Raw genomic sequence first — 24826 nt, forward strand, 5'->3', positions numbered from 1 at the left:
GCACTTTTCAAATCTAAATTACATTATGTTTCTTTCCATACAGCATATAATTCTTCTTAATCTAAAGAAATCCTTTATGAAAAAGGATTTCTTTTACTTCTTAATGCTTTTTAACCATTTTTCAAAAATTTGTACCATCCCATGTTTTCCAGCTAATTTCTCTTCCCCTTGTTTCGTCTTATATGGATATAACTGCAAGAAAACACCGCATCCAGACTCAATTTTTTTACTGTGCATATGGCTTCCTGGATATACACAAATGACTTCATAAATTGACCTTCGATAATAGACTCGCTTTCCATCCTGTTCTTCTACATACTTTATAGACCAGTACTTATACATTTGCTCAGTTGCTTTCGTATTTCCGACGTGCTGAAAAATATTGTACATTGGACTATACTTCACTTCAATAATAATAGAAGATTTATATACGTATTTCCCATCTTCTTTTACATAACAGTCTAAGCGAATATCTGGCTTCTTCGTATCCTCACCATTGTAAAAATTACTACCTTTACTTAATGCAATAAGAGGATGTGTTTCAATTAAGTCATTAAATGCAACATGCACCTTTATATCATCCCGTTCTAAAACTACTGTCGTTCCATCTTGTAATCCATCTACATAAAAATGTTCTTGTATTTGTTCACGGATAGAGTTTCTAGCTTCAAAACCAATTTGCTCTAAAATTGAAATAACGATAAAAAAAGCGTAATATTCATACACTAAAAACGTTGGCTTATAAACAAATAATAACGATGGAGATTGATCCGTATATTGCGGGAGTACTTCTAAATGATGTAGTAATTGTTGATGTGGTATCGGTAAATCATGTAAGTTCATGTTACTTGTTTCAGTAACTTCCCTCCAAAACGAAGAATGCATTAACATTTGAAAGTATTGTACATTTTCACGCACAATATGCGCCAATATTTTATATTCTTGTATTTTCATTGAGCTCTTTCGTAAATCGGCTTCTTTTAGTAAATGTATATTTTTATATTTTTGCTTCTCTCTATCAGTTACCGATCCATTACGCTCAATTGTTTGTATAATCGTTTTTACGGCTTGAAACTCTTCTGATTTTTTCTTTTTTTCTCTTTCTAAGATTTCAATTGTTTGACGTAAAAAACTTTTTGCTTCAATTAAATAATGATAAAATTGCATCGCTTTATATTTAAGAAATGCATTTTCCTTACTATTTTTTTGTTCCATAAACTTACGATTATAATGTTTGGCATAAGGTTTTCGTTCTGCCACTATAGTTCCTTTTCTTGTTGGCCTTCGCTCTTTTCCTTCCCATTTATATTCATTTATAAATTTTGAGCTTGATTCTATTTTCTTAAAGATTTGCTTTATCATTTTCATTTTTTGGGGTAACTTTCTAAGTAACACTAAATAAGAAGAATCCTCAATATCGCTAAGTGCAGAGAAGGTCTTTTTATAGTAACCTCTATCCAAAATCAACTCATTTAAAATTGACTTCACATAGTCTTGAATCATTTCAAATTGATCATCAAAAAAGTTTTTCGGTACGATTTGAAATGCGCCATAATACGTTGTATCTTCTATACGCACTTCAAAATGGTATAAACCACAGCGCCATGGATAAAAGAATTCTGTTTTCCCATGTTCATATATTAATACTCTTTGTTTTTTTTCATTTATTTCATATTGAGCCTCTTTTATATTTTTCTGTCCCTCATATACTTTATTCCATATAAAAGTAATATTCATTGGAATTTCATAATTGTACTGCAATCTTATTGGTTTTAATTCTTGTACTTTATAAATACATTGAACTAATGCTGTAGTAGATGTACAAAGACGATTTAATAAAATATAATCTCCTTTCCCCTCATTTCCAATGATTAACTTTAATACAAAAGGGAGCGTTTCATTCGTATCAACGATTTTTGTTTCGTAACGCCCTTCATTTTGCATATCCATACAGCTCCAGTTCTCTACGTTTTTCTCGTATATATGCTAAAGAGTGTTCAAATGTAGATACTCTGTTTGCAAGTGCAGATTGCAAAAGAGGTACTAAGGTCGCCCCCCTTTTTGCTTCTTCAGAAAGTAAAGGCCCAACCATCATTTCGGTCCCTCTGATTTTCGTCAATACACGCTGCTTTATTTGTAAATCAAACCCCTCTTCTCTACTGATCATATAGGTATGGTTATTTTGGAACGGTATGTTTTGCAAATAAGTCGCAATTGCATTTGCACATCGGAAAGAAATTCCCTTAGACGCGTCATGTGATGACAATACGACATGCAACTTATCTAATAGCTCTAATTCTTCTTCAGAAAACACTTCAATCATCGCTTTATTTCTCATCCAATTTATCCGAAATTCTCCCGCTGTTACTTTCAAAGGTGGATGTAATACGACTTTCCCCTGTTCCATGTCCATCTCACAAAACGGAATTTTCTGTAACGTTATTAGGTTCGTTCGATCTAATAATCGATCAGAGAGCTCTTTTGTTGTTTCATCAAAATTCACAGTACCTACAAATATAATATTTTCTCCAATTTCAATTGTTGATGGAATTGAATTCTCTATGTCCTGTACACCCTCATACAAGTTTAAAATACGATTTTTTGTTTCAAGTTCAAGAACAGATAGAAACGGAGTAAACCAATGCTCAATATGAGACATGTTCATTTCATCAAAAACGATTATATACAGTTGATTTGGATTTTCTTTCGCCTTCATTAACGTCCTAACTAACTTCGTTTCACTTTCAATAAAAGTACCATTTGGATGAAGGTAACCAAGTAAATCATGTGGTTCTTGATACGATGGCGAAATCGGAATCCAAACCAACTCTTCCCCATACTGTAACCCTAATGCTTCTGCATAAGTTTGCACAAAACGTGATTTCCCAATGCCCGGTATACCACCAAGAATCGTTAACATATTTGTTTTTACACTTATATGAAAATTATAAATATCCGTTTCATCCAAATATAACCCTTTATTATGCACCATACTTTGTACATACTGTAAAAAAGACGATTCACGCTCATCCCATTCCCATTCATCTTTTTGTACTTTTATATCCTCTACTTCAACTAGCTTACCTTCTTCATGCATTCGTTTTTTTAATTGCTCATACACATAATCACTTACAAAATATAATTGATCTTCTACCGCTATTTCTACATACTTCGGCCAGTCACTGCAGTTTATATATTTACATTCACGTTTCTGTTCAAAATAGGCGATTGAGCTAATTGATGGCTTTAGGGATATGTTTCCGTAAAGTCTTCCATCGTGCCACAATAATTCGGGAGGCTCAAAGTCTTTCGGAAATTTTGGCATAAGAAATGATAAATAACCGTTGCTAAGTTTTCGTTCTAAAGATTCTCTTTTTTTATTATTTGTAACTTTAGGTGCCGGAATCATTTTATAGCTGCTTGCTATTTCTTTCGGTTCTTCTGTACATATTAACTCCACGTATACATTTCCTCTTTCATAATAAAGACGAAACATTACTAGTTGCTTTTCTAATTTTCTCTTCTTTAATTCCGAAAAGATTTTTTCATTCTTTTTATTGCTACATAACCCTTCAAATACATATGGTTCATTTGTAAATTGTTCCTGTAAAGTGAATGGTATTGGCGATAAGCATTGTACAAAGAAATTCTCTCCACTCTTCTCTTTCTCAGCTTTTGTAAATTTCCCTAAAAATCTCATATAGTACATTCGTTTTATAAAACTTGGCTGAAGAGCTTTATGTAATTTCACCTTAGTCACCTTCTTTTTTCATACTATTCTTAGTGTATGAAAGAAACGAAAAACTAGAAATAAAAAACCTGACGTTATCCGCCAGGTTCAAAATAAAAACTTATATTAATGAGAAGGAAATGCTTTTTTCTCCTGTAAAATTGCATTATGAGCAATTTTCATTTTCGCAAGTACGTAACGTAATCGATCTTCAGCGTTTTCATCTTTACTTATTTGTAATTCCGCCAAATTTTCAACAGAACTTGCTAAATTTTCAATGACTCCTCTTAGTTCAGGATGATGATTAAAAAAAGATTCTTGTACTAATACTTTCCTTAACTCACTAGCTAAATCAATTATTCTAGACAACTGTTCTTTTTCTTCCATTCTCATCCCTCCTGAATATCTTATGTAGTAAATATTCTCTAAACAAAGAAAAAAGCCCTTTAAATGAAAAGGACTTTTTACATTTTTATATTTCCAGTTAATAACATATATATGGATGTGATAGCCGCAACAATAATTGCCCACATCACATACTTCTCTGCACCTACAAAGCAACGGTTCCCTTGTTCTTTTCTTGCAAACGTGTAAATAATAATTCCAATTCCATACACAATTGAAACGAGTAGTAAATTCTTTAAACCAGCTGCATAAAGAAGCCATACAGAGTAAATAGAAGCAATTAAAGCCAACGCTCCGTTTTTTAATTTTGCGTCTTTTAGCTCGTTTGTAATGACTAATTTAAATTGGAATAACGCTGATAATAAATATGGTAATAAAATTGATGTTGATGCAATGAAATACATAATTTGATATGTTGATTCCGAAAACAAAACGATGATAAATATAATTTGGGCAACACCATTTGAAATCCATAATGCCATGTGCGGTGTTTGCTTTTTATTTGTTTTCGTAAAGACTTTCGGAAATACGCCATCTTTTCCTGCTACATGAGAAATTTCAGAAACAAGTAAAAACCAGCCAATTAATGTACCGACAAGTGAAGCAACTAATCCGATGTTAATCGCAACTGCACCCCATGGACCAACAACGTGCTCTAATACATGTCCCATTGACGGAGTTTCTAACACAGAAAGTTCGCCTCTTGTCATAGCTCCCATTGACAGGACAGAAATTAAAATATAAATGGACATTACTAAAATAAGTCCCAATACTGTTGCCTTACCAACATCTCGACTATTCTTCGCTCTTCCAGATAATACAACCGCTCCTTCAACTCCAATGAAAACCCAAAGTGTTACAAGCATTGTATTTTTCACTTGACCAAGTATAGCGGAAAGTGAGATCGTTCCTTCTCCCCAAAAATCATGTGTAAATGTGTCCCAGCGAAAGGCTGTTACCATTACAACAATAAATAAAACGATTGGAACTAACTTCCCTATTGTTGCGATAACATTCATAATAGAAGCTTCACGGATCCCAAATAAAATTAGAAAATGAAGTGTCCATAATAAAAGTGATGCCCCAACGATAGACGCAACATTATTTCCTCCTTTGAAAATTGGAAAGAAATAACCTAATGTACTAAACAGTAACATAATTGTTGCGACATTACCTAAGATTCCTGCTAGCCAATATCCCCAAGCACTATTAAATCCAATATATTCACCAAAACCAGCACGTGCATAACTATAAATTCCACCTTCAAGTTCCGGTTTTTGTCTTGCTAACGTTTGATATACGAGCGCAAGGGGAATCATTCCCATCGCTGTAATACACCAGCCAATTATTATTGCACCACTGTTTGCTCCTACTGCTAAATCATGCGGTAAACTAAAAACACCGCCACCAACCATTGTTCCAACTACTAATGCGATTAATGGAAAAAATCCTAACTTCTTTTCTATTTGTACCACCCCATCTGTCATTCTAGGTGTTATGTTCGTTCAACTATTAAAGTCACCTTTTTCTCTAATAGACGTTTCTCTTATATTTTTTCAGGAAAACATTACTTATTCTAAAAGAAAATGAGCAAAAATGGAATACTTTTTTGAAAAAATGTATAAGTATGCACAAAAAAACCGCTCATTTTGTAATGAACGGTCATTTTAAACATATAAATTTGTATATTTCTTGTAAATTTAACGAAGTAAATTCTCTTTTTGTAAAAATTGTTTTGCGACTTCTTCACTACTTTTACCATTTACGTTAACTTCATAATTCATTTTTCGCATTTCTTCATCTGTAATCTTTCCAGATAATTTATTTAATACCTTTTCAAGTTCAGGATATTTCTGTAACGTTTCTTTTCTTAATAATGGTGCTCCTTGATAAGGTGGGAATAACCCTTTATCATCTTTTAGCACTTTCAGTCCGTATTGCTCCAATTCACTATCTGTTGAATATGCATCAATTACGTTAACATCTCCAGATTCAATTGCGCTATAACGCAGCTTCGGCTCCATCGTTTTAACATTCGAGAACTTATAGTTATATAATTTTTGCATTCCTTTATAACCATCTTCACGATCAGCAAATTCCAATGTAAATCCTACTTTGGCTTCCTGCGCAACATTCCCTAAATCAGAAATTGTATTTATATTCTTTTGATCTGCTATTTTTTTCGGCATGGCTAGTGCATATGTATTGTTATACTCCATTGGCTTCAACATAATCATATTATATTTCTTTTCCATTCCAACGCGAGCCTGCTCATATACTTCATCACGATTTGTACTCTTTGGTTCTTCTTTCACGAAAGTAGATAAAGCTGTTCCTGAAAATTCTGGGTATATATCTACTTCCCCTGATTTCAACGCTTCAAATACAAATGCTGTTTTCCCAAGACCTGGTTTTAATTGTACGTGTAAATCTGTATCTTGTTCAATAAGCTGCTTATACATTTGAATTAAAATTTCAGGTTCTGATCCAAGTTTGCCCGCAATAACAATATCTTTCTTTTCTGTACTCCAAAGAAATGGAGAAGCAATCATTATACAAACAATACATATCGTCAATATAACACGCTTAGAAGAGCGTTTCGGTCGTTCAAGTATGCGAAGTACTATATCAAAGAATAAAGCGAGTAACGCGGCTGGTACGGCCCCTAAAATGATAAGCGCATGATCATTTCGATCTATACCTAATAGTATAAGCTTACCGAGCCCACCTGCACCAATGAGAGCTGCTAATGTAGCCGTTCCAACAATTAATACCATCGCTGTACGAATACCAGCCATAATGATAGGCAATGCAAGAGGAAATTCTACCTTCCACAATCTTCTCCAACTATTCATCCCCATAGCTTTCGCGGCTTCTATTAAAGATTCATCTAATTCCCTTATTCCTGTATATGTATTTCGTAAAATAGGTAATAGTGCATACACAACTAATGCGATAATCGCTGGAAGTTTTCCGATTCCTACTAATGGAATTAAGAGTCCGAGTAATGCAAGTGATGGCACTGTCTGCATTACTGCAGAAGTTCCTATTATAAATTCAGCCATTCGTTCTTTTCTTGTTAATAAGATGCCAAGTGGCACCGCTATAATTACTGCAAAAAATAATGAAATAAGCGATATTTGTAAATGCTCACTTAATGCAGTTAGTAATTCTATTTTTCGTTCTTGGAACGTTTGTATAAAATTAGTCACTGTTTAGCCTCTTTCCTTCATTTGTTCAACAATGTAATTGACAATGTGACGACTTGTTAACGCTCCAATATATTGACCGTTTTTTTCAACTGGAACGACCTCCTCATCACGCACACGAACTAACGCTTCTTGTAAAGAAGAATGTAATGATAGCGCCTGCCCTTCTAATTGCACACTTTGATCAAGTGGCAATACATCTGCTATACTTTTCCCCTCATACCAAGTTCGCCCACGATTTCCAATGAATTCCTCTACAAATTCATTTTTCGGATTATGTATAATTCCTTCTGGTGTATCTAGTTGAACAACTTTTCCTTCTTTCATAATACAAATGCGATCTCCAAGTGATAATGCTTCTTGCATATCATGTGTTACGAATACGATTGTTTTTTGAATCTTTTTTTGCAACTGTACAATATCCTTCTGAAGCTGTTCCCTACTTAATGGATCTAACGCGCTAAATGGTTCATCCATAAGAATGATTTTCGGGTTTGCAGCTAATGCTCGCACGACACCGACACGTTGTTTTTGTCCTCCTGACAATTCATCAGGCATACGATTTCGATAAATATCCGGATCTAATCCAACCATATGTAACAAGTCATCGACGCGTGCTTTAATTTCTTTTTTGCTCCATTGCCTCATTTCAGGAACAACTGCAATATTTTCAGCAATTGTCATATGAGGAAACAAAGCAATCTGTTGCAACACGTATCCTATATCCCAACGTAATTCATTTATATTATATTGTTGAATATCTTTTCCATCGATTAAAATCGATCCTTCAGTCGTTTCGATTAAACGATTAATCATCTTCATTGTCGTTGTTTTCCCGCAACCACTCGGACCGATGAGAACAAAAAATTCTCCCTTTTTAATTTCTAAATGCAATGAATCCACTGCTTTCGTGCCATCTTCATACGATTTTGACACATGATTAAATTGAATCACAAATACAACTCCTTTACTGTTGTTTCCTTTATTTTGATGGAATATGGCATTCATTTCAAATGATACGCTTTTAAATTAAAAAAGAGCTCACATTTGAGCTCTAACGGTCGAACAATATTGTTTTCATAATAGCAGCATATTCGCGAACATACATTTTTCTCTTAGAACGAATTGGTGTTTCAGCAGCTAGTGCCTCCATCTTCATGCCTAAACGCTTTGCAATTATTTTCGTTCGATATAAATGATACGTATTACTTACAACTACCGCATGTTTCACATTATATAAATTCATACTAAACTTTAAGTTTTCATACGTATTTGTAGATTGATCTTCTATTAAAATACGACTCTCATCTATACCGTGTACCATTAAATAGTTTCTCATGCTGTGAGCTTCCGGTATATCTTCATCTTCTCCTTGACCACCTGAAACAATTACTTTCGCTTCAGGATGGGAAAATAAATACTCCAACGCTACATCCAAACGATTTTGAAGAGATAAAGACGGTCTATCTCCAAATAACTTTGCACCCAGTATAAGAACGTACGGAGAGTGATAGCTCAACTTTTCACGAGCAACTTTGTTCATTCTAAACGTCATATAAATGATGTATAGTGGCGGTAATAATAAAATGATAAGAAAGATCCATTTGTTCATAAATAAGTTTGCACTCCCTTTCTTTTTATTATACAGAAAAAGAAAGGGCGGCAGAAGTGTTTTTTTAAACGATTGATTTATTAGAAACATTCGCCGCTACTTTACGTTGTGATAGTACATAATAAATAGCGATTCCTAATGAGAAGATCAATATGCAGCTTAATACGTAAAACGGAAGCATTACTCCGGCTTTAGATACACCCGCTGTAAACAGCATTAATAATACAATTCGTATTCCAGTACCAATTAGGCGAAATAAGCTGTCTACACGTCCCATTACTTCGTTTGGAATTTCCTCCATCATCAATACATTTCTCGCCACTCTTGTACCCGCATTTCCAACTGCTTGAAAAATTGCAAGTCCATATAAGAAAATTACGGAAGGTTCAATAATCATTGCGGTAATTGAAATTACATAAATGAACATCGTCATAACGATTGAAACTTCTGTTTTTACATATTTCATTATGAGTGGAATACAGATTCCTGCAACAACCGCTCCGACACCGTACATCGTGCCCTCTATTATGTATACAGAGGCATTGGCTTTTAGTAAACTGCTCTCGTTATTAATTATGTAACTTGAGCGAAATAAAAAGTTTATCTCCGTCTAAATACAAGTTATACAGACATACATTGATCGTATAAAAGTATATAGTACCCTAATATTATGTAAAAGGTGGCGAAGTGTATAATGAAAGATTTTGATTTCGAAAAAGAAAGCATTATTCGTAAATATGGTGAATGGACTGCATATGATATTAAATTAACTGAAACTCTATATACAAAGGATATTCGACAACCCAATCCTCCATTAAAAAAAATTGTGACAATGATTCAAGATATCACACAATGTGATTTTAAAAACCTTCGAATTTTAGATTTAGCTTGTTTAGAGGGTCATTATGCCATTGAATTTGCTTTGCAAGGAGCAACCGTTGTAGGAATTGAAGGAAGAGAATCAAACATACAAAAAGCTATATTTGCTAAAGATACATTAAATTTAGCAAATGTAACCTTTTATCAAGATGATGTAAGAAATTTAAGTGCTGAAAAATATGGTCAATTTGATATCGTTTTATGTTCTGGTATTTTATACCATTTAGACAGTTCAGACGTATTTCCTTTTTTAGAAAAATTGTATGAAGTATGCAAAAGATTTGTAATAATTGATACCCATATTGCATACACCTCTAATATATCAGTATTCTATAAAAATTATGAATATAAGGGACACACAATACCAGAACATCCTGCCAATTCATCATTAGAAGAACGTTTACAATCAAAGTGGGCATCATTAGATAACATTACTAGTTTTTGGATGACAAAACCTTCTCTATATAATTTCTTAACGCGAACAGGCTTCTCTTCTATAAATGAATCCAGAAGTTTAGTCCAAGGAGATAGAATTACTGTTGTAGCTTTTAAGAAATATCCTATAGAAATTAAAAGCTCACCTGAAACAGAAAAATACATTGAACCTGACTATTTAGAATATTAACTATTACACTTTTTAGTTCTTTATCCTAATCACCCTGTATCTACTGGTTAATGTCAAAAAAACATCTTACCAAACCTCGTTTCTAGATGCTCTTTCTTTTTGTTTTTTATATTACTACATAAAATAGATCAACAACCGTTCTTTTTTATGACGATTACACTAAAAAAGAGCATTTCTCACTGAAGTGAACCCGAATAGTGGTACATGATAAAAACACCTCCTGAATTTGCATACTTAGTATGCAAATTCAGGAGGTGTTTTTCGTTTTTTAAAAAAGAGTTCCTTACCTAGAAGAAATAAAGTGGAAAGTAATTAATAATGAAAAAGAAGGTTTATTCGAACCATACAATTCCGGAACCAATAGCAGATAGACTATTGGCTCCTAGAATGTAATACAAGCGAGAATCATGATAAAGTGAGGACATATCATTCCACTCCTAGTTGTTTTTTCACCTCTTTATATACGCTCATATATGCTTTCAATTCTTTAACTACATCATGAATTAATGGTTTTGCATCTTCCCCAAGTTCACCATCTTGCACATGTAATCCATCAAGCACAACTTGTTTTGGAATTGCATTTGCATAAACACCTCTAGCGACCGTTCGCATGCTGTTTAATGCATTTATTCCACCTTTACCGCCACCAGCAACCGCTAACAATGCAACTGGTTTATGAATAAATTCACTACTACTTAAGTAATCTAAAGAGTTTTTCAGCGCACCGCTCATCGCATTATGATATTCTGGTGTACATAATACAACCCCATCCGCAGCTTTCACTAACGTTTTTAATTTTTTTACTGCCTCTAAATCACGTTGCGACTCTTCTCCATTGTATAAAGGTAACTCCTCAATTGCTAAATCATATAATTCCCCTTCAAATTGATCCGCAATATATTTTGCCACCACGCGAGTTCTACCAAATTTTCTTGGTGTACCGTTAATAACGACTAGTTTCATGATTATTTCTCCCCTTTGTTTTCAAGTTCTACTTATATATTATCAGAAATTTCTATACAAAACACAATATAAAGAGTTAACTTGTTTCATAAAATAGTATGATAAACAAAAAAGAACTCATACTTTCGTATGAGTTTCGTACAATTACTTTGATTCATCTCTCATGCTCAATGTACCTAAACTTTCATTTGCTTCAAAATGATTATATGCTTTTTCCGCTAATCTTTTCCGTTCTTCTGGTAATTCTATATATTTCATTACGTTTTCAATTATTTTTTCGTACGGAGTAAATACAATTCCTGGCCACTCTACCTCATCTTCTGGATTACTATTTTCGGAAATAATAAATTTCTTATTCGCAACTGCATAAGACACGCGAGGTGTTTCAAGAATTCCTGATAAGTAAAAATGAATATTTAATATAATTTTAGCTCTAGCAATCAATTCATTTCTAACAATTCCCCACGCATTATTTTTAAAAACTATATTTAAATTCGGGGCAATCGCTTTTAGATGATCAAAAATAGCTTGTCGCCTCGGATTAAGAGCACCTATAAACAGAATATCAATATCTTCAATAATCTCATCTTCAAACGCATCTTTTTTTATTTCCAAAGTTGGAGCATAGTTCATTTCTACATGTTTTATTTCTTTTCCTACCCCTTTATGTTGAAGCCATTCTATATTTTGTTTACTATAATCCCAAATCACTCTATCTTTTAATAATATTAAATAAAGGGGATGCGCATATGGACTTCCTTCGTATAGCTGTTCTAAATTATAAATAATTGCATCTTTCGGAAGAAGATTCGGGTTATATGCGTATGTATGTGCTCCAAAAACAACTGTATTCTTTGCATTTTCCAGTATTGTTTCTGATATAATTACTGTATTACCCTCCTGCTCCAACCGCCACTTTAAAGCTCGCGCAACATCTATGAAACTACCGTATGTCTTTGGGCATATAAAAAGACAATAATCATATTCTTTATTCAAATAAACTTCCATTAATCTTAAATTATTTTTATATAAATCTACATCTGGATGTTTAAGTACCAACTCATTTGCATGTTTTCTTGCTACTTTATATAATCCAGCATAATAAGCAGCGATACATCTTCTTAATTCGATTCTTTCCCGGTCCTCATCTAATACATCCATGTTTAAAAGAAGATTTGCGATACAATACGCTTTTAAATGATCACGATCATAATAATAGTCTAGTAGTGGCATCAATTCTTCATACGTATTTCCATGCACCGATTCTCCTAGTTCAATCGCCCATCTCATTAATTCCATGATTACTCCACTACTCCTTTAACCGAAAATGTATTTAATAAAATTTCGCATTATTCTCTACTATATTTGCTATATGAAATGGAATCTTTTCTTTTATCGATTCCAAATACTTTTGCGATACCGCCCCTAAATGTTTTTTATGAGGTATATAGAAAGCACTAATAGAAATTTCATAGTCAAATAAGTAATCATACACATGATAATCTACAAATAGAAGATCATCCTTTGGAAAAGGAATTTCCTTCCCTTGCAGAGCGTACATCAAAGCAATATTGTTTTGAGATCGTAATCGATACAACCTTGCAAGTTGGTATAATGGTTCAGCCCGGGTTGGTCTATATTCCCAAGCTTTTTGAAAATAAAAAACAGCTAATGCTAAATATTGCTCTTCTTGCCCTTTAACAGTTTCTTTTTCATCAGCATCTGTCACTTCATTTTGTTTATTTGCTGAACGATTTGCTAACTGCTCATAACAAAATCCTATTCGCAATAACGAATAGAATACCTCTTCAACCCATCCTCCTGCTTCCACTCGTTTTTTATACCATTTAATTGAATTCTCAAATTGACTTAAATGAAAATAAGTCTGAGCTAAATAAAATAAATATCTTATATGCAAATCTGGCGTTGTTTCTGGGTCGTTTATTCCTTGTAACAACAACCTCTCATCTCTTTCAAATTTATCAGCTTTGCTCCCGCCATCTCCGGGATCATTCACGACAAGAGTCTCTAACCGAGCTACCCTCGTATTGTAATTCGCTCCAACTTTTGAACGATCTATATCCCAATACTCATGAGTAACACCGACAGATTTCCATGGTAAAGAAGCTTTTAAAAGACGCGTAAGCCAATATTTAATATGAACATCATATTGTAATGTAAGATAATGATCTTCCGCTAAGCTCGTTTTATCGAAATTCGGACCAACCTCTAAAATCATATCTGCATCTAATATTAATAAATAATCTGCTTCTGGGTATGTTTTTTGCGCTAACGAAACAGCTAAGCTTCTGTTATAACCAAAGTTTTTAAACGGCTCATGATGAACCGTCCCAGGTATCTCATTTTCCTTACACCAATTTTCAATAATTTCAGGCGTATTATCCGTCGATCCAGTATCACAAATAGAAACAAAGTCTACAATTGATTTTGTTGCATTTAAACATCTTTCCATAATTCTAGACTCATTTTTGACGATCATACAAAGACATAACTTTTTTTCTTCCTTTACAGACTTCACTTGCTCATTTTCCATTTAACCACCTCATATTTTATTAACACGCTCTTCTCATATGTAACAACATTTCTTAGCTATACTGATGACATAAGCACCCTTTTACTATTTATGAAAACTTCATTTTATTTATTCTTACTTTTATGTTGGGACATATTTCATGCAGCGCTTTATATTTGATACAATCAATACAAAAAACATAATGCGGGAATCCGTACATTTCAAAGTCTAAGAGGAGGTTAGTGTCATTTGTGACAAAAAAACGATGATTGATTGGTATTTTTAAATTAGTAGTTTCTTAAACTATAAAAAAGAAACTTGCGCTTATGCACAAGTTTCTTTTCAAAAACATCCTTATTTTTTCACAACTTCATGTCCACCGAACTGATTACGTAGTGCTGAAACTACTTTTCCATGGAATGTATCATCTTCCTGAGAACGATAGCGCATAAATAATGACATAGCGATTACTGGTGCTGCAGCTTGAAGTTCAAGTGCAGTTTCAACAGTCCATTTTCCTTCTCCTGAAGAGTTCATTACACCTTTAATGCCATCTAGTTTCGGATCTTCTGCAAATGCTTTTTCAGTTAAGTCCATTAACCAACCACGGATAACTGATCCGTTCGCCCATACTTTTGCAACATCTTCATAATTGAAATCAAAGTCACTCTTATCTAGTACTTCAAATCCTTCAGCGATTGCTTGCATCATGCCGTACTCAATACCGTTATGAACCATTTTTAAGAAATGACCACTACCAACACGGCCAGCATAAGAATAGCCATTTTCTACTGCTAAATCTTTAAATAAAGGTTCTAATTGGTCGTAAATTTCTTTTTCTCCACCAACCATTAAGCAAGCACCGTATCTAGCTCCTTCTACACCGCCTGATGTACCGATATCTACATAATGTAATCCGAAGCTTTTTGCTTCTTCAGCACGGCGTAACGTATCTTTATAGAATGAATTTCCGCCTTCAATAACGACATCACCTTCATCTAATAACGGATAAACATCTTTTAGTACTGACTCTACAACTTCTCCTGCAGGCACCATTACCCAAATTGTACGAGGAGCTTCTAGTTCAGCGATCATTTCTTTTAATGTATGACGTGCAGTAATTCCTAGTTTTCCTGCCTTTTCAACAAGCTCTTTATTTACATCGTATACTACTACTTCATGCTTGTCTTCATATAAGTGTTCAGCTAATGGGAATCCCATTTTTCCTAATCCAATTAAACCTAGTTTCATATTAATCAATCTCCTATTCTATACAAATATATTTAATATCGAAATTAGCCCAAGTGCTACTACAGATAATATAGTCTCCATTGCAGTCCATGTTAATAATGTTTCTTTCACAGTCATTCCGAAATACTCTTTAATCATCCAAAATCCTGAATCATTCACGTGTGATAAAATTAATGAACCTGCGCCTGTTGCAAGTGCTAATAATTCAACATTTACACCTGGTGTGCTTGCTGCAATCGGCGCAACAATACCAGCTGCTGTCATCATAGAAACAGTTGCCGATCCAGTTGCAATTCGAATAAGTGCCGCAATTCCCCACCCTAATAATATCGGTGAAATATGTGATTCTTTCGCCATATCTGCAATTGTCGTTCCAATTCCAGAATCTAATAGTACTTTATTAAATGCGCCGCCTGCACCAATCACTAACAATATGTTTGCAATAGGTCCAAGGCAATCATTTGTAAATTGTAACACTTTATCTTTTGAGAAACCTTTTGCATATCCAAGACTAAAGAAAGAGTAAATGGTTGCAATTAATAAAGCGACAATCGGATCTCCAATAAAGTGTAATACTTGTGCTAGTTGACTTGTTTTATTTAATGCAACTTCCGCTATTGATGCACCAAGCATAAGAAATACTGGAAGTAAAATTGTAAACAATGTATTCCCAAAGATTGGAAGCTCTTTTTTATTATCTTTTTCAATAAATTGCTCCGCTATATCTAATGGTACTTCCTTATGTATACGAGCACCAATCCATTTCCCGTAAAGTGGACCTGAAATAATTGCAGTTGGAAGTCCGACAATTAATGCATATAAAATTGTCTTCCCTACATCTGCTTTAAAAATACCAACTGCCGCCATTGCCGCTGGATGCGGCGGCACTAGTCCGTGCACAACGGATAGTCCTGCTACTAGCGGGATACCGATTGTAATAAGTGATACCCCTGTTTCTAATGCAATTGTAAATACTAACGGAATTAATAGTACAAATCCAACTTGGAAAAATACCGGAATCCCTACTAAAAATGCAACGAACATCATCGCCCAGTGAACTCGTTTCTTCCCAAAACGATTAATTAATGTGTTAGCGATACGTTCAGCACCACCAGATTCGGCCATCATTTTTCCAAGCATCGTTCCTAGTGCTAAAACTATTGCTAAAAATCCTAACGTATTACCAAGCCCTAGTTTAATAGAATCAATAATCCCTGGATCTTTTGGTGAAGTTCCAATTAAAGGCATTCCCATTGCTAATCCTACACCAATTGCTGTTAAAATTAATGCGACAAATGGATGCCATTTTACTACCGTAATAAGTAAAAGTAGTATGACAACTGCCGCTAGTACGATCCCAACTACCATTTCTCCCAATCCCCCTATTTTTTACGTTGGAAAGCAGCTATACAATCAAATTCTTCTTTCAAGCGATTGTAAAGTCGTTCATACATATAAAACATTTCTAAATATATAGCCGTATTTTCTTTATTCGGTACATGATGATGGACAATATCAATCCAATCCTTTACCTCTTCAAGAGAATCAATTTTTCCTACAGCATACAAAGCAACTGCCGCTGCCCCAAGCGCAGATGCTTCATGACTTTCAGGTACAAGCAATTCTTTTCCCATCATATCGGACAACATTTGTCTCCAAAATGCAGATTTTGCAAACCCTCCTGAAACTCGTATTTCAGTAAGTGGCCCTGTACAATCCCTGATTGCGAGTGCTACTGAATATACACTCATACAAACACCTTCCATCACTGCACGTATAAAATGTTCTCGCTTATGCTGAAGATTGATTCCAAAGAATGTACCACGAGCATTTGCATTCCAGTAAGGTGCGCGTTCTCCAGATAAGAAAGGTAAGAACAATAGCCCATCCGCTCCAGCTGGTACGCTTTCTGCATATTTAATTAATAAATCATAAGGATCAATGCCGAGCTTTCTTGCTACTTCTTGCTCTGGACTACCAAATTCATCACGTAACCATCTCAGTAATATTCCGCCGTTATTCGTTGGACCACCGATTACCCAGTGCTCATCTGTTAATGCGTAACAAAACGTTCTCCCTTTCTCATCTGTATTTATATTTGATGAGATTGTTCGAACTGCACCACTCGTTCCAATCGTAATCGCAGCTGAGCCAGGCGATATTGCCCCAACGCCTACATTCGCAAGAACACCATCACTTGCACCAATAACAACTGGAGTATCTTCACGAATACCCATCTTTTGTGCTATTTCTCGTTTCATACCCGATAAAATATATGTAGTTGGTACTGGGGTTGATAATTGTTCTGGTGACATATGTAACATAGTTAAAACATCTTCATCCCAGTTTAATGTTTCTAAATTAAATAACCCTGTAGCAGAAGCAATCGAATAATCAACTACGTAGCGTGAAAATAATTGGTAAATCACATACTCTTTAATGGAAATGAATTTATAGGCACTTGTATATAACTCTGGTTCCTCTTCTTTCATCCATAACAATTTAGAAAGTGGTGACATCGGATGAATCGGTGTACCTGTACGTCTATAAATTTCATGCCCATTCATTTGTTGTAATAATTTTTCTGATTGCTTCGTACTTCGATTATCTGCCCAAATGATAGAACGCGTTAATGGCGCACCATTTTCATCTACTGCAATTAATGCGTGCATAGCTGTACTAATACCGATTGAAGAAATATCTTCTGGTAATACATTACCTTTTTCAATGGCAACGCTTACACTTTTGTATACAGCGGCACATATTACATCAGGATCTTGCTCAGCCCATCCTACATTCGGTTGAATAATTGGGTAATCGATTGCATGTGATGCAATGACTTTTCCTTTTTCTGTGAACACAACCGTTTTTGTACTTGTGGTACCGATATCAATCCCGATTACTCTCCCCCTTGTTTCCATGCGAATCTTCCCTTCATTTCTAGCAAAATACGATTTAGTAAACCGTTTACATGAATTAGTATATAAAATATTTTTTCATTTATCAAGTTATATAAAGAAAATTTTTTTCATACCAAAAAAATAAATCCCCTCATTCCATTTCACTTATATACTACATTTAGCTTTTCCATGCGGTAAACTTACGTTATATTCGTTACGCAATACACTCTTTCCTCCCATTAACAATACATACATACTCCTCCATACGTTCTACTTATTTGCATGAAGAAAGAGTTGAAACGCAATATTCATTTTTAGGATTCACGTAACATCACCATCAAGCCAAGAAAAGTAACTAACCGCAGAATGAGAATTCTGTGCATTTTGCTCTTGTTTATTGTTTTAGGTTCACTAGTCCTTTTATCTTGATAAACATAGAGCGCGGCCCCCCTACTATCACTTTTTTATCTTGTAAATATATCTTGCATACTATAAAACCGAAAAGTATTTTTATTTTTCAGAAAAATAAAAACAATAACATGAAATTTATTGTATAATGTTGTAAAAAGATGTCGGAGGGATTTAATGTTAAATAAAATATCTCAATTCACAATTAAGCTTTCATCAATTCTTTTATCACTCTTACTATTATTAAATTTACCTTATTTATTTATTACTCAACAAGGATTTACCTTTCAACCAATTTATTTTTTTAATCAGACCGTTACTATGTTAAAACAGGTTTTTTCCCCTGAATCATTAGTGATTATAGGATCAGACCCGAAGTTTGGCCATTTCAAAAAAACACCATTATTTCCAACTGTTTTAGAACCTTACCTATATTCATTTACTATATTATTTTTAGCCTTTTTTCTTGCTCTCTTTTTATCATCTAGCATGGCATTTTTTTATTTTTTAGCAAAAGATTATATAAAAAAATGGATAAACCGAATTGTGTTCATATTAGAAGCTGTCCCTGATATGATGATGATGATTTGTTTGCAAATATTTTTCATATGGGTACTTCAGAAATTTGGGGAATCTCCTGTCACTATTATTTCTTTTAATGAAAATCGAGCTTATTTACTTCCTATTTTATCATTAGCTGTCTTACCTACATTACAAATGTTTCGGATGATGGTGTTATACATAAAAGAAGAGCAAGGAAAACATTACGTAGAGGTTGCATATGGAAAAGGCCTTTCATCAAGTTATATACTATGCATTCATTTATTCAAAAATATATCTATCCACTTCTTCCACCATTTAAAAACGATTTTTGTTTTCTTACTTTCTAATTTATTCATTTTAGAATTTGTTTTTAATATGGAAGGCATTATTCAATTTTTATTTAATAAGGCGTTTGTTTCACCTCCAGCTGCATTTATCATACTTGTTATGATTGTTTTACCATTTTACGCCATTTTCCAAATAGTCTCATTCATGATGAATAGATGGAAAAAGCAATTGAAAGGAGTATCATTATGAAATCTATTTGGAAATCAAAACGCTTTTTAATCGGCTTTGCTTATCTATTCATACTTATTTCAGCTAGTTTTATTTATAGTTGGTTCTTTAAAGATAACATCCCAAAACCTCCTCAGTTACTTTACAATGAAAATAACGAATTACTTGGAAAGGCCCCCTTTCCGCCATCGTTAATTCCACCTTTTGGATCTGATCGTTTTGGAGAGTCTGTTTTCTTACAAATTGTAGAAGGAGCAAAATTCACTATTTTATTAGCCGTGGCAATTAGCTTCTTTCGAATTTTATGCGGAACATGTATAGGAATCCTCTTAAGTTTATTTGCTCCAAAACTCAAGAGATTTTTCCAGTCATGCTCAGAAGTTTTTTATTATATTCCAACTCTATTTATCGCATTCATACTCATCACGCCCGTTAATATTATAATCACATCAAATGCTGATGGGGTAGATCCAAATATTTCATTTACGTTTTATCAAGTACTCGTACTTATTTTCGTCGCTCTGCCTACACTTTCTTTATACATATCCTCAGAGGTTGATGAATTTATGAAACAAGATTACATCTTAAGTTCACAATTACTGGGGGCTAGTCGTTTTCATATTATGAAAAAACACTTACGAGTCTTATTACTTGACCGCTTATTTGTATTATTTATGGAACATATCGTCCAAACACTCATACTCGTTATCCATTTAGCGTTGCTTAACATTGTAATTGGTGGCATACAAATGCGTGAACTCTATGACGGAGTGCTCAAACCTGTTTCTCTATCTAATGATTGGGCAGGTCTTATTGGATTAAATCGTAATGAAATGAATCTTTCATGGTGGATTATTTTTTATACTCTCGCTTCATTCTTTATTACGATTCTATTTATTAAGCTTATGACCATCGGGATTCAAGATGCACTGAAAGTAAGAGATTCGCAAATTGTAGCAATTCAAAACGTTCCAGATCATAAAAAAATTGTTAAACATAAAGATTCCTTTTCGTTTGCAAATAAAGTAAACCTTTAATCATTTCTCATTAATCAAGTATTAATTGGCATTGATATTAGTAGAAAATAAAGAAGATGAACCCTATTAAATACAGGGATCATCTTCTTATACTGTCTAACTTTTTTACATGTCCTTTGCTAGACTCATGCTTTTTATATTTAAAGTGAATTATTTGCAATCACAATTATGTTTTTTAAAATCAATTACCATACGCCCTTGAATTCTACCTTGTTCCATTTCTTCGAATACATTTTGTACTTTATCTAGAGAACAAGTTTGAACAACTGGCACTACTTTTCCTTCTGCCCCGAACATAAACGCCTCTTCCAAATCTTTACGAGTACCAACTAGAGAACCAACTACTTCAATTCCATCCAGTACAAGTCGTGGGATGTTTAAGTCCATTGTTTCTACTGGTAGCCCTACTGCAACTACTTTACCGCAAGCACGTACTGCATCAACTGCTGAGTTAAAGGCTACTTTAGAGACTGCTGTTACTACCGCAGCATAAGCGCCACCAAACTCCTCTTGCACAATTTTATCAGCAGGACCTTGAGAAATTGGATTGATAGTCATATCAGCACCAACTTCTTTCGCTAAGGCTAATTTGTCGTCATTAATATCTACTGCGATTACCTTTGCACCAAATACATTTTTAGCATATTGGATAGCTAAGTTACCTAATCCACCGCAGCCATAGATTACAATAGGTTGACTAGGTTTAATATCTGATACTTTAATAGCTTTATATGTAGTTACACCAGCACAAGTAATTGATGATGCTTGAGCAGGATCTAATCCTTCTGGTACTTTTACCGCATAATCAGCTGTAACGATACATTGTTCAGCCATACCACCATCCACTGAATAACCAGCGTTTTTAACTTCACGGCAAAATGTTTCTCTACCAGTTACGCAATATTCACAACGTCCACAAGATTGGAACATCCATGCAATACTTACACGGTCACCTATCTTTAGTGAAGTAACATCATCAGCTATTTTCGTAACAATACCTACACCCTCATGGCCAAGAATACGGCCATCAGTGTTACCAAAATCATGATTCGCAACGTGTAAATCAGTGTGGCAAACTCCACAATACTCTACATCTACTAACGCTTCACCTGAGTGTAACGGACGTAATTCTTTGTCAATCACTTCGATGTTTGCTTTGCTGTTTTTATTAACCACTACTGCTTTCATATGTGATCTCCCCTTTAGTGTTTTAGCATTTTAATGAGTTTATCTCACAACTACTTTCTTCACTACTTTGGCTAGTTATTGTACCAAATTTAAGTGTTCAATCATCATTACATCTTCATCATAACATGACACTTCATAAACAACTTGTGAAATTATGAACAATATTTGAATTATTACACAAATCGGTCTTTATTTTAAATTTTTAAAAATGAGAGTTTATCATTGACTATAAGTAAGTCACATATTTCTAAAACAAAATAAATTAACAAACTTCTTACCGATAAAAAAGCTCTTCACTCAATATTTTCTACATGTAAACACTTAGTTTCACAGTAATATCCTTTGCCACCAACATAAACTTTTTCTATTTTATTTTTGCTATTGGTTGCTAATTTAACTAATATTTCAGAAGGCGAGTGTAAAGAATAACCTTGTTCAAATACATAGACTTCTTTTTTCAAGTAGTCCTGTTCATAAAGATAGCAAGCTAATGCACCGTTCGAAGTTCCAGTCGCTGCTTCTTCATTAATGTCGTATAGCGGAGCAAAATTTCTGCATATAATTCGATTGTCATTAAAAGTATATAGATGCATCCCGACAACATTATAATACTTGCTAATTTCTTTAATTTTTTCAAAATTAGGTTGCAGTGCATGTAATTGTGTTTCGCTTTTTATAGGAATTAAAATATCTTTTAAGCCCGTGGAGACAATTTGAATTGGGTATTTATTGTCTATATCTTTACTATCAAAACAGTCGATGAACTCGTTTGGAGATACAACATCATAGAATATCGGTTTATTTTGTTCCATGAATATGATGTCATCTTTTATAGTAATAGTAAGAACACCGCTGTTCGTTTCAATCGTATAGCGATTCCTGAAAAGTTTATTTAAATGCATTAGTATCGCGAAAGAGCCAATTGTCGCATGACCACATAAATCAACTTCTTCTTTTGGTGTAAAATACTCAAATTTATAATCAGCAAGTTCAGATTCTGATATAAATGCGGTTTCCGCATAGCCCAGTTGTTTGGCTATTTCCATTTTTTGAGTAGTGGTCAATGTATTCTCAATAAATACCACTCCTGCTTTATTTCCGCCTTTATGATCCTTGCTAAATGCACTTGCAACATAAACGGATATTTTCATAAGACACCTTCCTCACTTATAGTAAATTATAGTATAGAAAGCACTACATATAAATTCCATTGGATAAATTATCCCTAAAATAAGAAACAAACTATTTTTAGCATTTGAACTCTCCAAAAATAGTTTGTCTACAGTCTGAAAGCTCTTCATTTGAAGAGCTTTTTTTATATTCGCTTCATCGAAATCGTTTCACGTATACTTTGTAAATTTTTTAGAGTTTCCTCTTGTCGCTGCAACGACAACCCTACATACAAAGTATCTAATAAGCTTAACTGTGCTAATCGTGATGAACTTGCTTCTGTGCGGAATTCAGTCTCACGTGTTGATGTATATAACGTTATATCAGCAAGTTGACTTAATGCTGATTTCTTATAGCTCGTAATCGCAATAATTTTGGCTCCTCTTGCTTTCGCTACTTCTAACGCTTCAAGTAATCCTTTATTGCTACCAGAATGAGAAATACCAATAACAACTGAATTTTCCGAGAGTAAACCTGCCCCCATAATTTGAAAATGCGAATCAGTATGAGCGATACAAGAAATACCCGTTCTCATAAACTTATGATACGCATCCATTGCAATAATACCAGAGCCACCATTTCCATAAAACTCAATTCGACTTGCTTCTTGTAAGGCTCGTACAGCCTGCTCAAGTGCCGTTTCATTAAGCAAATGTAAAGTATCTTGCAGTCCTGTAATATGCGAATGAAAAACTTTTTTAGCAACAGTTACCATACTATCTTCTGCTGATACCTCTTCATGGATATTTTGCATCGGTGTATGTACAATTTCACGAGCTAATGTAATCTTTAAATCTTGAAAACCTTGCAAACCAAGGTTTTTACATAAGCGGAATATCGTAGCTTCGGAACTATTCGTAACTTCAGCTAATTCTGTAATAGATTTATGTACAACATCTTGTGGATGTTTCAAAATATGTTCGGCAATACTTCGCAATTTCGGTGATAAACCATTTAACGAAGCCTGAATCTTTCCAATCCCACTTCTTGTACCAGGCATAGCATATCCTCCCCTTCCATCGTAGCTTTATCCTGTAAAAACCGATTAGTTGAACTAATCATCAGTGGGGATGGTCCTCCACTGATTAGAGTTTCACTTTATTGTACCTAATTATCGAAAGAAGAAAAACCTATATTAGGGATTACTATAATTTTTAATTGCTCCTATGTATTCTGTCATACGATATAACAGAATTATTCATGCTTATGAATAATTCTCTCCATGTTTCACTGCGTATAATGCGGCTTGCGTACGATCATCCACTTCCAATTTAGCTAAAACGTTTGAAACGTGTGTTTTCACAGTTTGTTCTGTAATATGAAGTTCTGCTGCAATCTCCTTGTTGCTTCTTCCTTTCGCAATTTCGCGAAGTACCTCTTGCTCTCTTTTCGTTAACATTGAAAAAGGATTTTCTACTTCCTTCTTTACTGCAGAACGCCCCATTAATGCAGGTGTTACTTTCGGGTGAAAATTCGCATTTCCTTGATGTACTGCAATAATAGAAGCGACAAGTTGCTCAGGTTGTACTTCTTTTAATTGATAACCATCTGCTCCAGCTTCAAGTGCTGGTATAACATAATCTTGCTCTGAAAAACTACTTAATATAAGTACCTTTATTGTCTCATCATATTGCTTTAGACGTTTTGTTGCCTCAATTCCATCCATTTTCGGCATCGATACATCCATTAGTACGACATCTGGTCTTTCTTTTTGCACGAAATGTAATGCCTCTTCGCCATTTTCCGCTTCCCCAATAATTTCAAATTCTTCTCTCGTTTTCAAAAAGAATACAAGTCCTCTTCGAACGATATGATGATCCTCAACTAGTAGCAGTTTAATCTTCAACCTTATTCTCC

The 24826-nt window shown here is 34.1% G+C and carries 20 protein-coding genes and 2 pseudogenes; 4 read left to right on the plus strand and 18 right to left on the minus strand.

Translation table 11 applies throughout. From position 1 onward, the window contains the following. Positions 1-93 precede the first annotated feature (93 nt). From AU379_RS12645 to AU379_RS12680, 8 genes and pseudogenes are all read right to left on the minus strand, one after another. A complete protein-coding gene (locus AU379_RS12645) occupies positions 94-1944 on the minus strand; it encodes a hypothetical protein (RefSeq protein ID WP_001178734.1) in 1851 nt (616 codons plus the stop codon). After that, complete coding sequence (locus tag AU379_RS12650; protein ID WP_061139335.1) at positions 1934-3751, minus strand: AAA family ATPase; 1818 nt, start codon at positions 3749-3751, stop codon at positions 1934-1936. The genes AU379_RS12645 and AU379_RS12650 overlap by 11 nt, the downstream gene beginning before the upstream one ends. Positions 3752-3856: 105 nt before the next feature. After that, on the minus strand, positions 3857-4117 hold the full coding sequence (locus AU379_RS12655) for a hypothetical protein (RefSeq protein WP_000391445.1): 261 nt from the start codon (positions 4115-4117) through the stop codon (positions 3857-3859). Between the two features lie 77 nt (positions 4118-4194). Further along, a complete protein-coding gene (locus AU379_RS12660; protein WP_061139336.1) occupies positions 4195-5622 on the minus strand; it encodes a basic amino acid/polyamine antiporter in 1428 nt (475 codons plus the stop codon). A gap of 213 nt (positions 5623-5835) precedes the next feature. Further along, a complete protein-coding gene (locus AU379_RS12665; RefSeq protein ID WP_061139337.1) occupies positions 5836-7347 on the minus strand; it encodes an ABC transporter permease/substrate-binding protein in 1512 nt (503 codons plus the stop codon). Between the two features lie 3 nt (positions 7348-7350). Further along, positions 7351-8298, minus strand: a complete 948-nt coding sequence (locus tag AU379_RS12670) for an ABC transporter ATP-binding protein (RefSeq protein WP_000614077.1) — start codon at positions 8296-8298, stop codon at positions 7351-7353. Positions 8299-8398: 100 nt separating this feature from the next. Then, positions 8399-8956 carry a YdcF family protein gene (locus tag AU379_RS12675; protein WP_003312004.1) on the minus strand — a complete coding sequence of 186 codons (558 nt, stop codon included), beginning with the start codon at positions 8954-8956 and terminating at the stop codon, positions 8399-8401. Between the two features lie 64 nt (positions 8957-9020). Next, positions 9021-9512: pseudogene (locus AU379_RS12680) on the minus strand (MFS transporter); the annotation flags it as partial. Positions 9513-9650: 138 nt separating this feature from the next. Between AU379_RS12680 and AU379_RS12685 the strand changes: the two are divergent. Next, entirely contained in the window at positions 9651-10460 is an 810-nt protein-coding gene (locus tag AU379_RS12685; protein WP_000651153.1) for a class I SAM-dependent methyltransferase, read from the plus strand. 426 nt (positions 10461-10886) lie between these two features. Here AU379_RS12685 and AU379_RS12690 read toward each other — a convergent pair whose 3' ends face one another. The 3 genes from AU379_RS12690 to AU379_RS12700 form a co-directional block, all read right to left on the minus strand. After that, positions 10887-11423 carry an NADPH-dependent FMN reductase gene (locus tag AU379_RS12690; protein ID WP_000780355.1) on the minus strand — a complete coding sequence of 179 codons (537 nt, stop codon included), beginning with the start codon at positions 11421-11423 and terminating at the stop codon, positions 10887-10889. Between the two features lie 144 nt (positions 11424-11567). Next, positions 11568-12722, minus strand: coding sequence for a hypothetical protein (locus AU379_RS12695; RefSeq protein ID WP_061139338.1), 1155 nt, complete (start codon positions 12720-12722; stop codon positions 11568-11570). A 34-nt stretch (positions 12723-12756) separates the two neighbouring features. Beyond that, the gene (locus tag AU379_RS12700; protein WP_061139339.1) at positions 12757-13977 is read right to left on the minus strand and encodes a glycosyltransferase family 2 protein; all 1221 of its coding nucleotides are present in this window, start codon (positions 13975-13977) and stop codon (positions 12757-12759) included. Between the two features lie 139 nt (positions 13978-14116). Between AU379_RS12700 and AU379_RS30965 the strand changes: the two are divergent. Continuing rightward, positions 14117-14196, plus strand: a pseudogene (locus tag AU379_RS30965) (DUF2711 domain-containing protein); the annotation flags it as partial. Positions 14197-14310: 114 nt separating this feature from the next. Here the strand turns inward: AU379_RS30965 and gnd are convergent. The 3 genes from gnd to gntK are packed head-to-tail and all read right to left on the minus strand — an operon-like array spanning position 14311 to position 18128. Continuing rightward, entirely contained in the window at positions 14311-15207 is an 897-nt protein-coding gene (gene gnd, locus AU379_RS12705) for a phosphogluconate dehydrogenase (NAD(+)-dependent, decarboxylating) (protein ID WP_061139340.1), read from the minus strand. Between the two features lie 18 nt (positions 15208-15225). Next, positions 15226-16575 (minus strand): GntP family permease, encoded by a 1350-nt coding sequence (locus AU379_RS12710; RefSeq protein ID WP_061139341.1) that lies wholly within the window; start codon positions 16573-16575, stop codon positions 15226-15228. Positions 16576-16589: 14 nt separating this feature from the next. Beyond that, positions 16590-18128 (minus strand): gluconokinase, encoded by a 1539-nt coding sequence (gntK, locus tag AU379_RS12715; protein ID WP_000450001.1) that lies wholly within the window; start codon positions 18126-18128, stop codon positions 16590-16592. 564 nt (positions 18129-18692) lie between these two features. Here gntK and AU379_RS12720 point away from each other — a divergent pair. Together AU379_RS12720 and AU379_RS12725 are read left to right on the plus strand one after the other, a co-directional pair. Next, a complete protein-coding gene (locus tag AU379_RS12720; RefSeq protein ID WP_000932684.1) occupies positions 18693-19595 on the plus strand; it encodes an ABC transporter permease subunit in 903 nt (300 codons plus the stop codon). Continuing rightward, positions 19592-20611: an ABC transporter permease subunit gene (locus AU379_RS12725; RefSeq protein WP_061139342.1), complete on the plus strand. Its 1020-nt coding sequence runs from the start codon at positions 19592-19594 to the stop codon at positions 20609-20611. Before AU379_RS12720 ends, AU379_RS12725 begins: the two co-directional genes overlap by 4 nt. Positions 20612-20761: 150 nt before the next feature. Here the strand turns inward: AU379_RS12725 and adhP are convergent, their stop codons facing one another. From adhP to casR, 4 genes are all read right to left on the minus strand, one after another. Then, complete coding sequence (adhP, locus tag AU379_RS12730; RefSeq protein WP_000649109.1) at positions 20762-21799, minus strand: alcohol dehydrogenase AdhP; 1038 nt, start codon at positions 21797-21799, stop codon at positions 20762-20764. Positions 21800-22092: 293 nt separating this feature from the next. Then, complete coding sequence (locus tag AU379_RS12735; protein WP_000704320.1) at positions 22093-22950, minus strand: PhzF family phenazine biosynthesis protein; 858 nt, start codon at positions 22948-22950, stop codon at positions 22093-22095. A 164-nt stretch (positions 22951-23114) separates the two neighbouring features. Then, positions 23115-23969: a MurR/RpiR family transcriptional regulator gene (locus AU379_RS12740; protein ID WP_001119646.1), complete on the minus strand. Its 855-nt coding sequence runs from the start codon at positions 23967-23969 to the stop codon at positions 23115-23117. Between the two features lie 204 nt (positions 23970-24173). After that, on the minus strand, positions 24174-24815 hold the full coding sequence (gene casR / locus AU379_RS12745; protein ID WP_000694629.1) for a two-component system response regulator CasR: 642 nt from the start codon (positions 24813-24815) through the stop codon (positions 24174-24176). Positions 24816-24826 lie beyond the last annotated feature (11 nt).

Origin of the sequence: Bacillus sp. JH7 (assembly GCF_001563515.1) — a bacterium.
In the GTDB taxonomy this organism is placed as follows: Bacteria; Bacillota; Bacilli; order Bacillales; family Bacillaceae_G; genus Bacillus_A; species Bacillus_A cereus.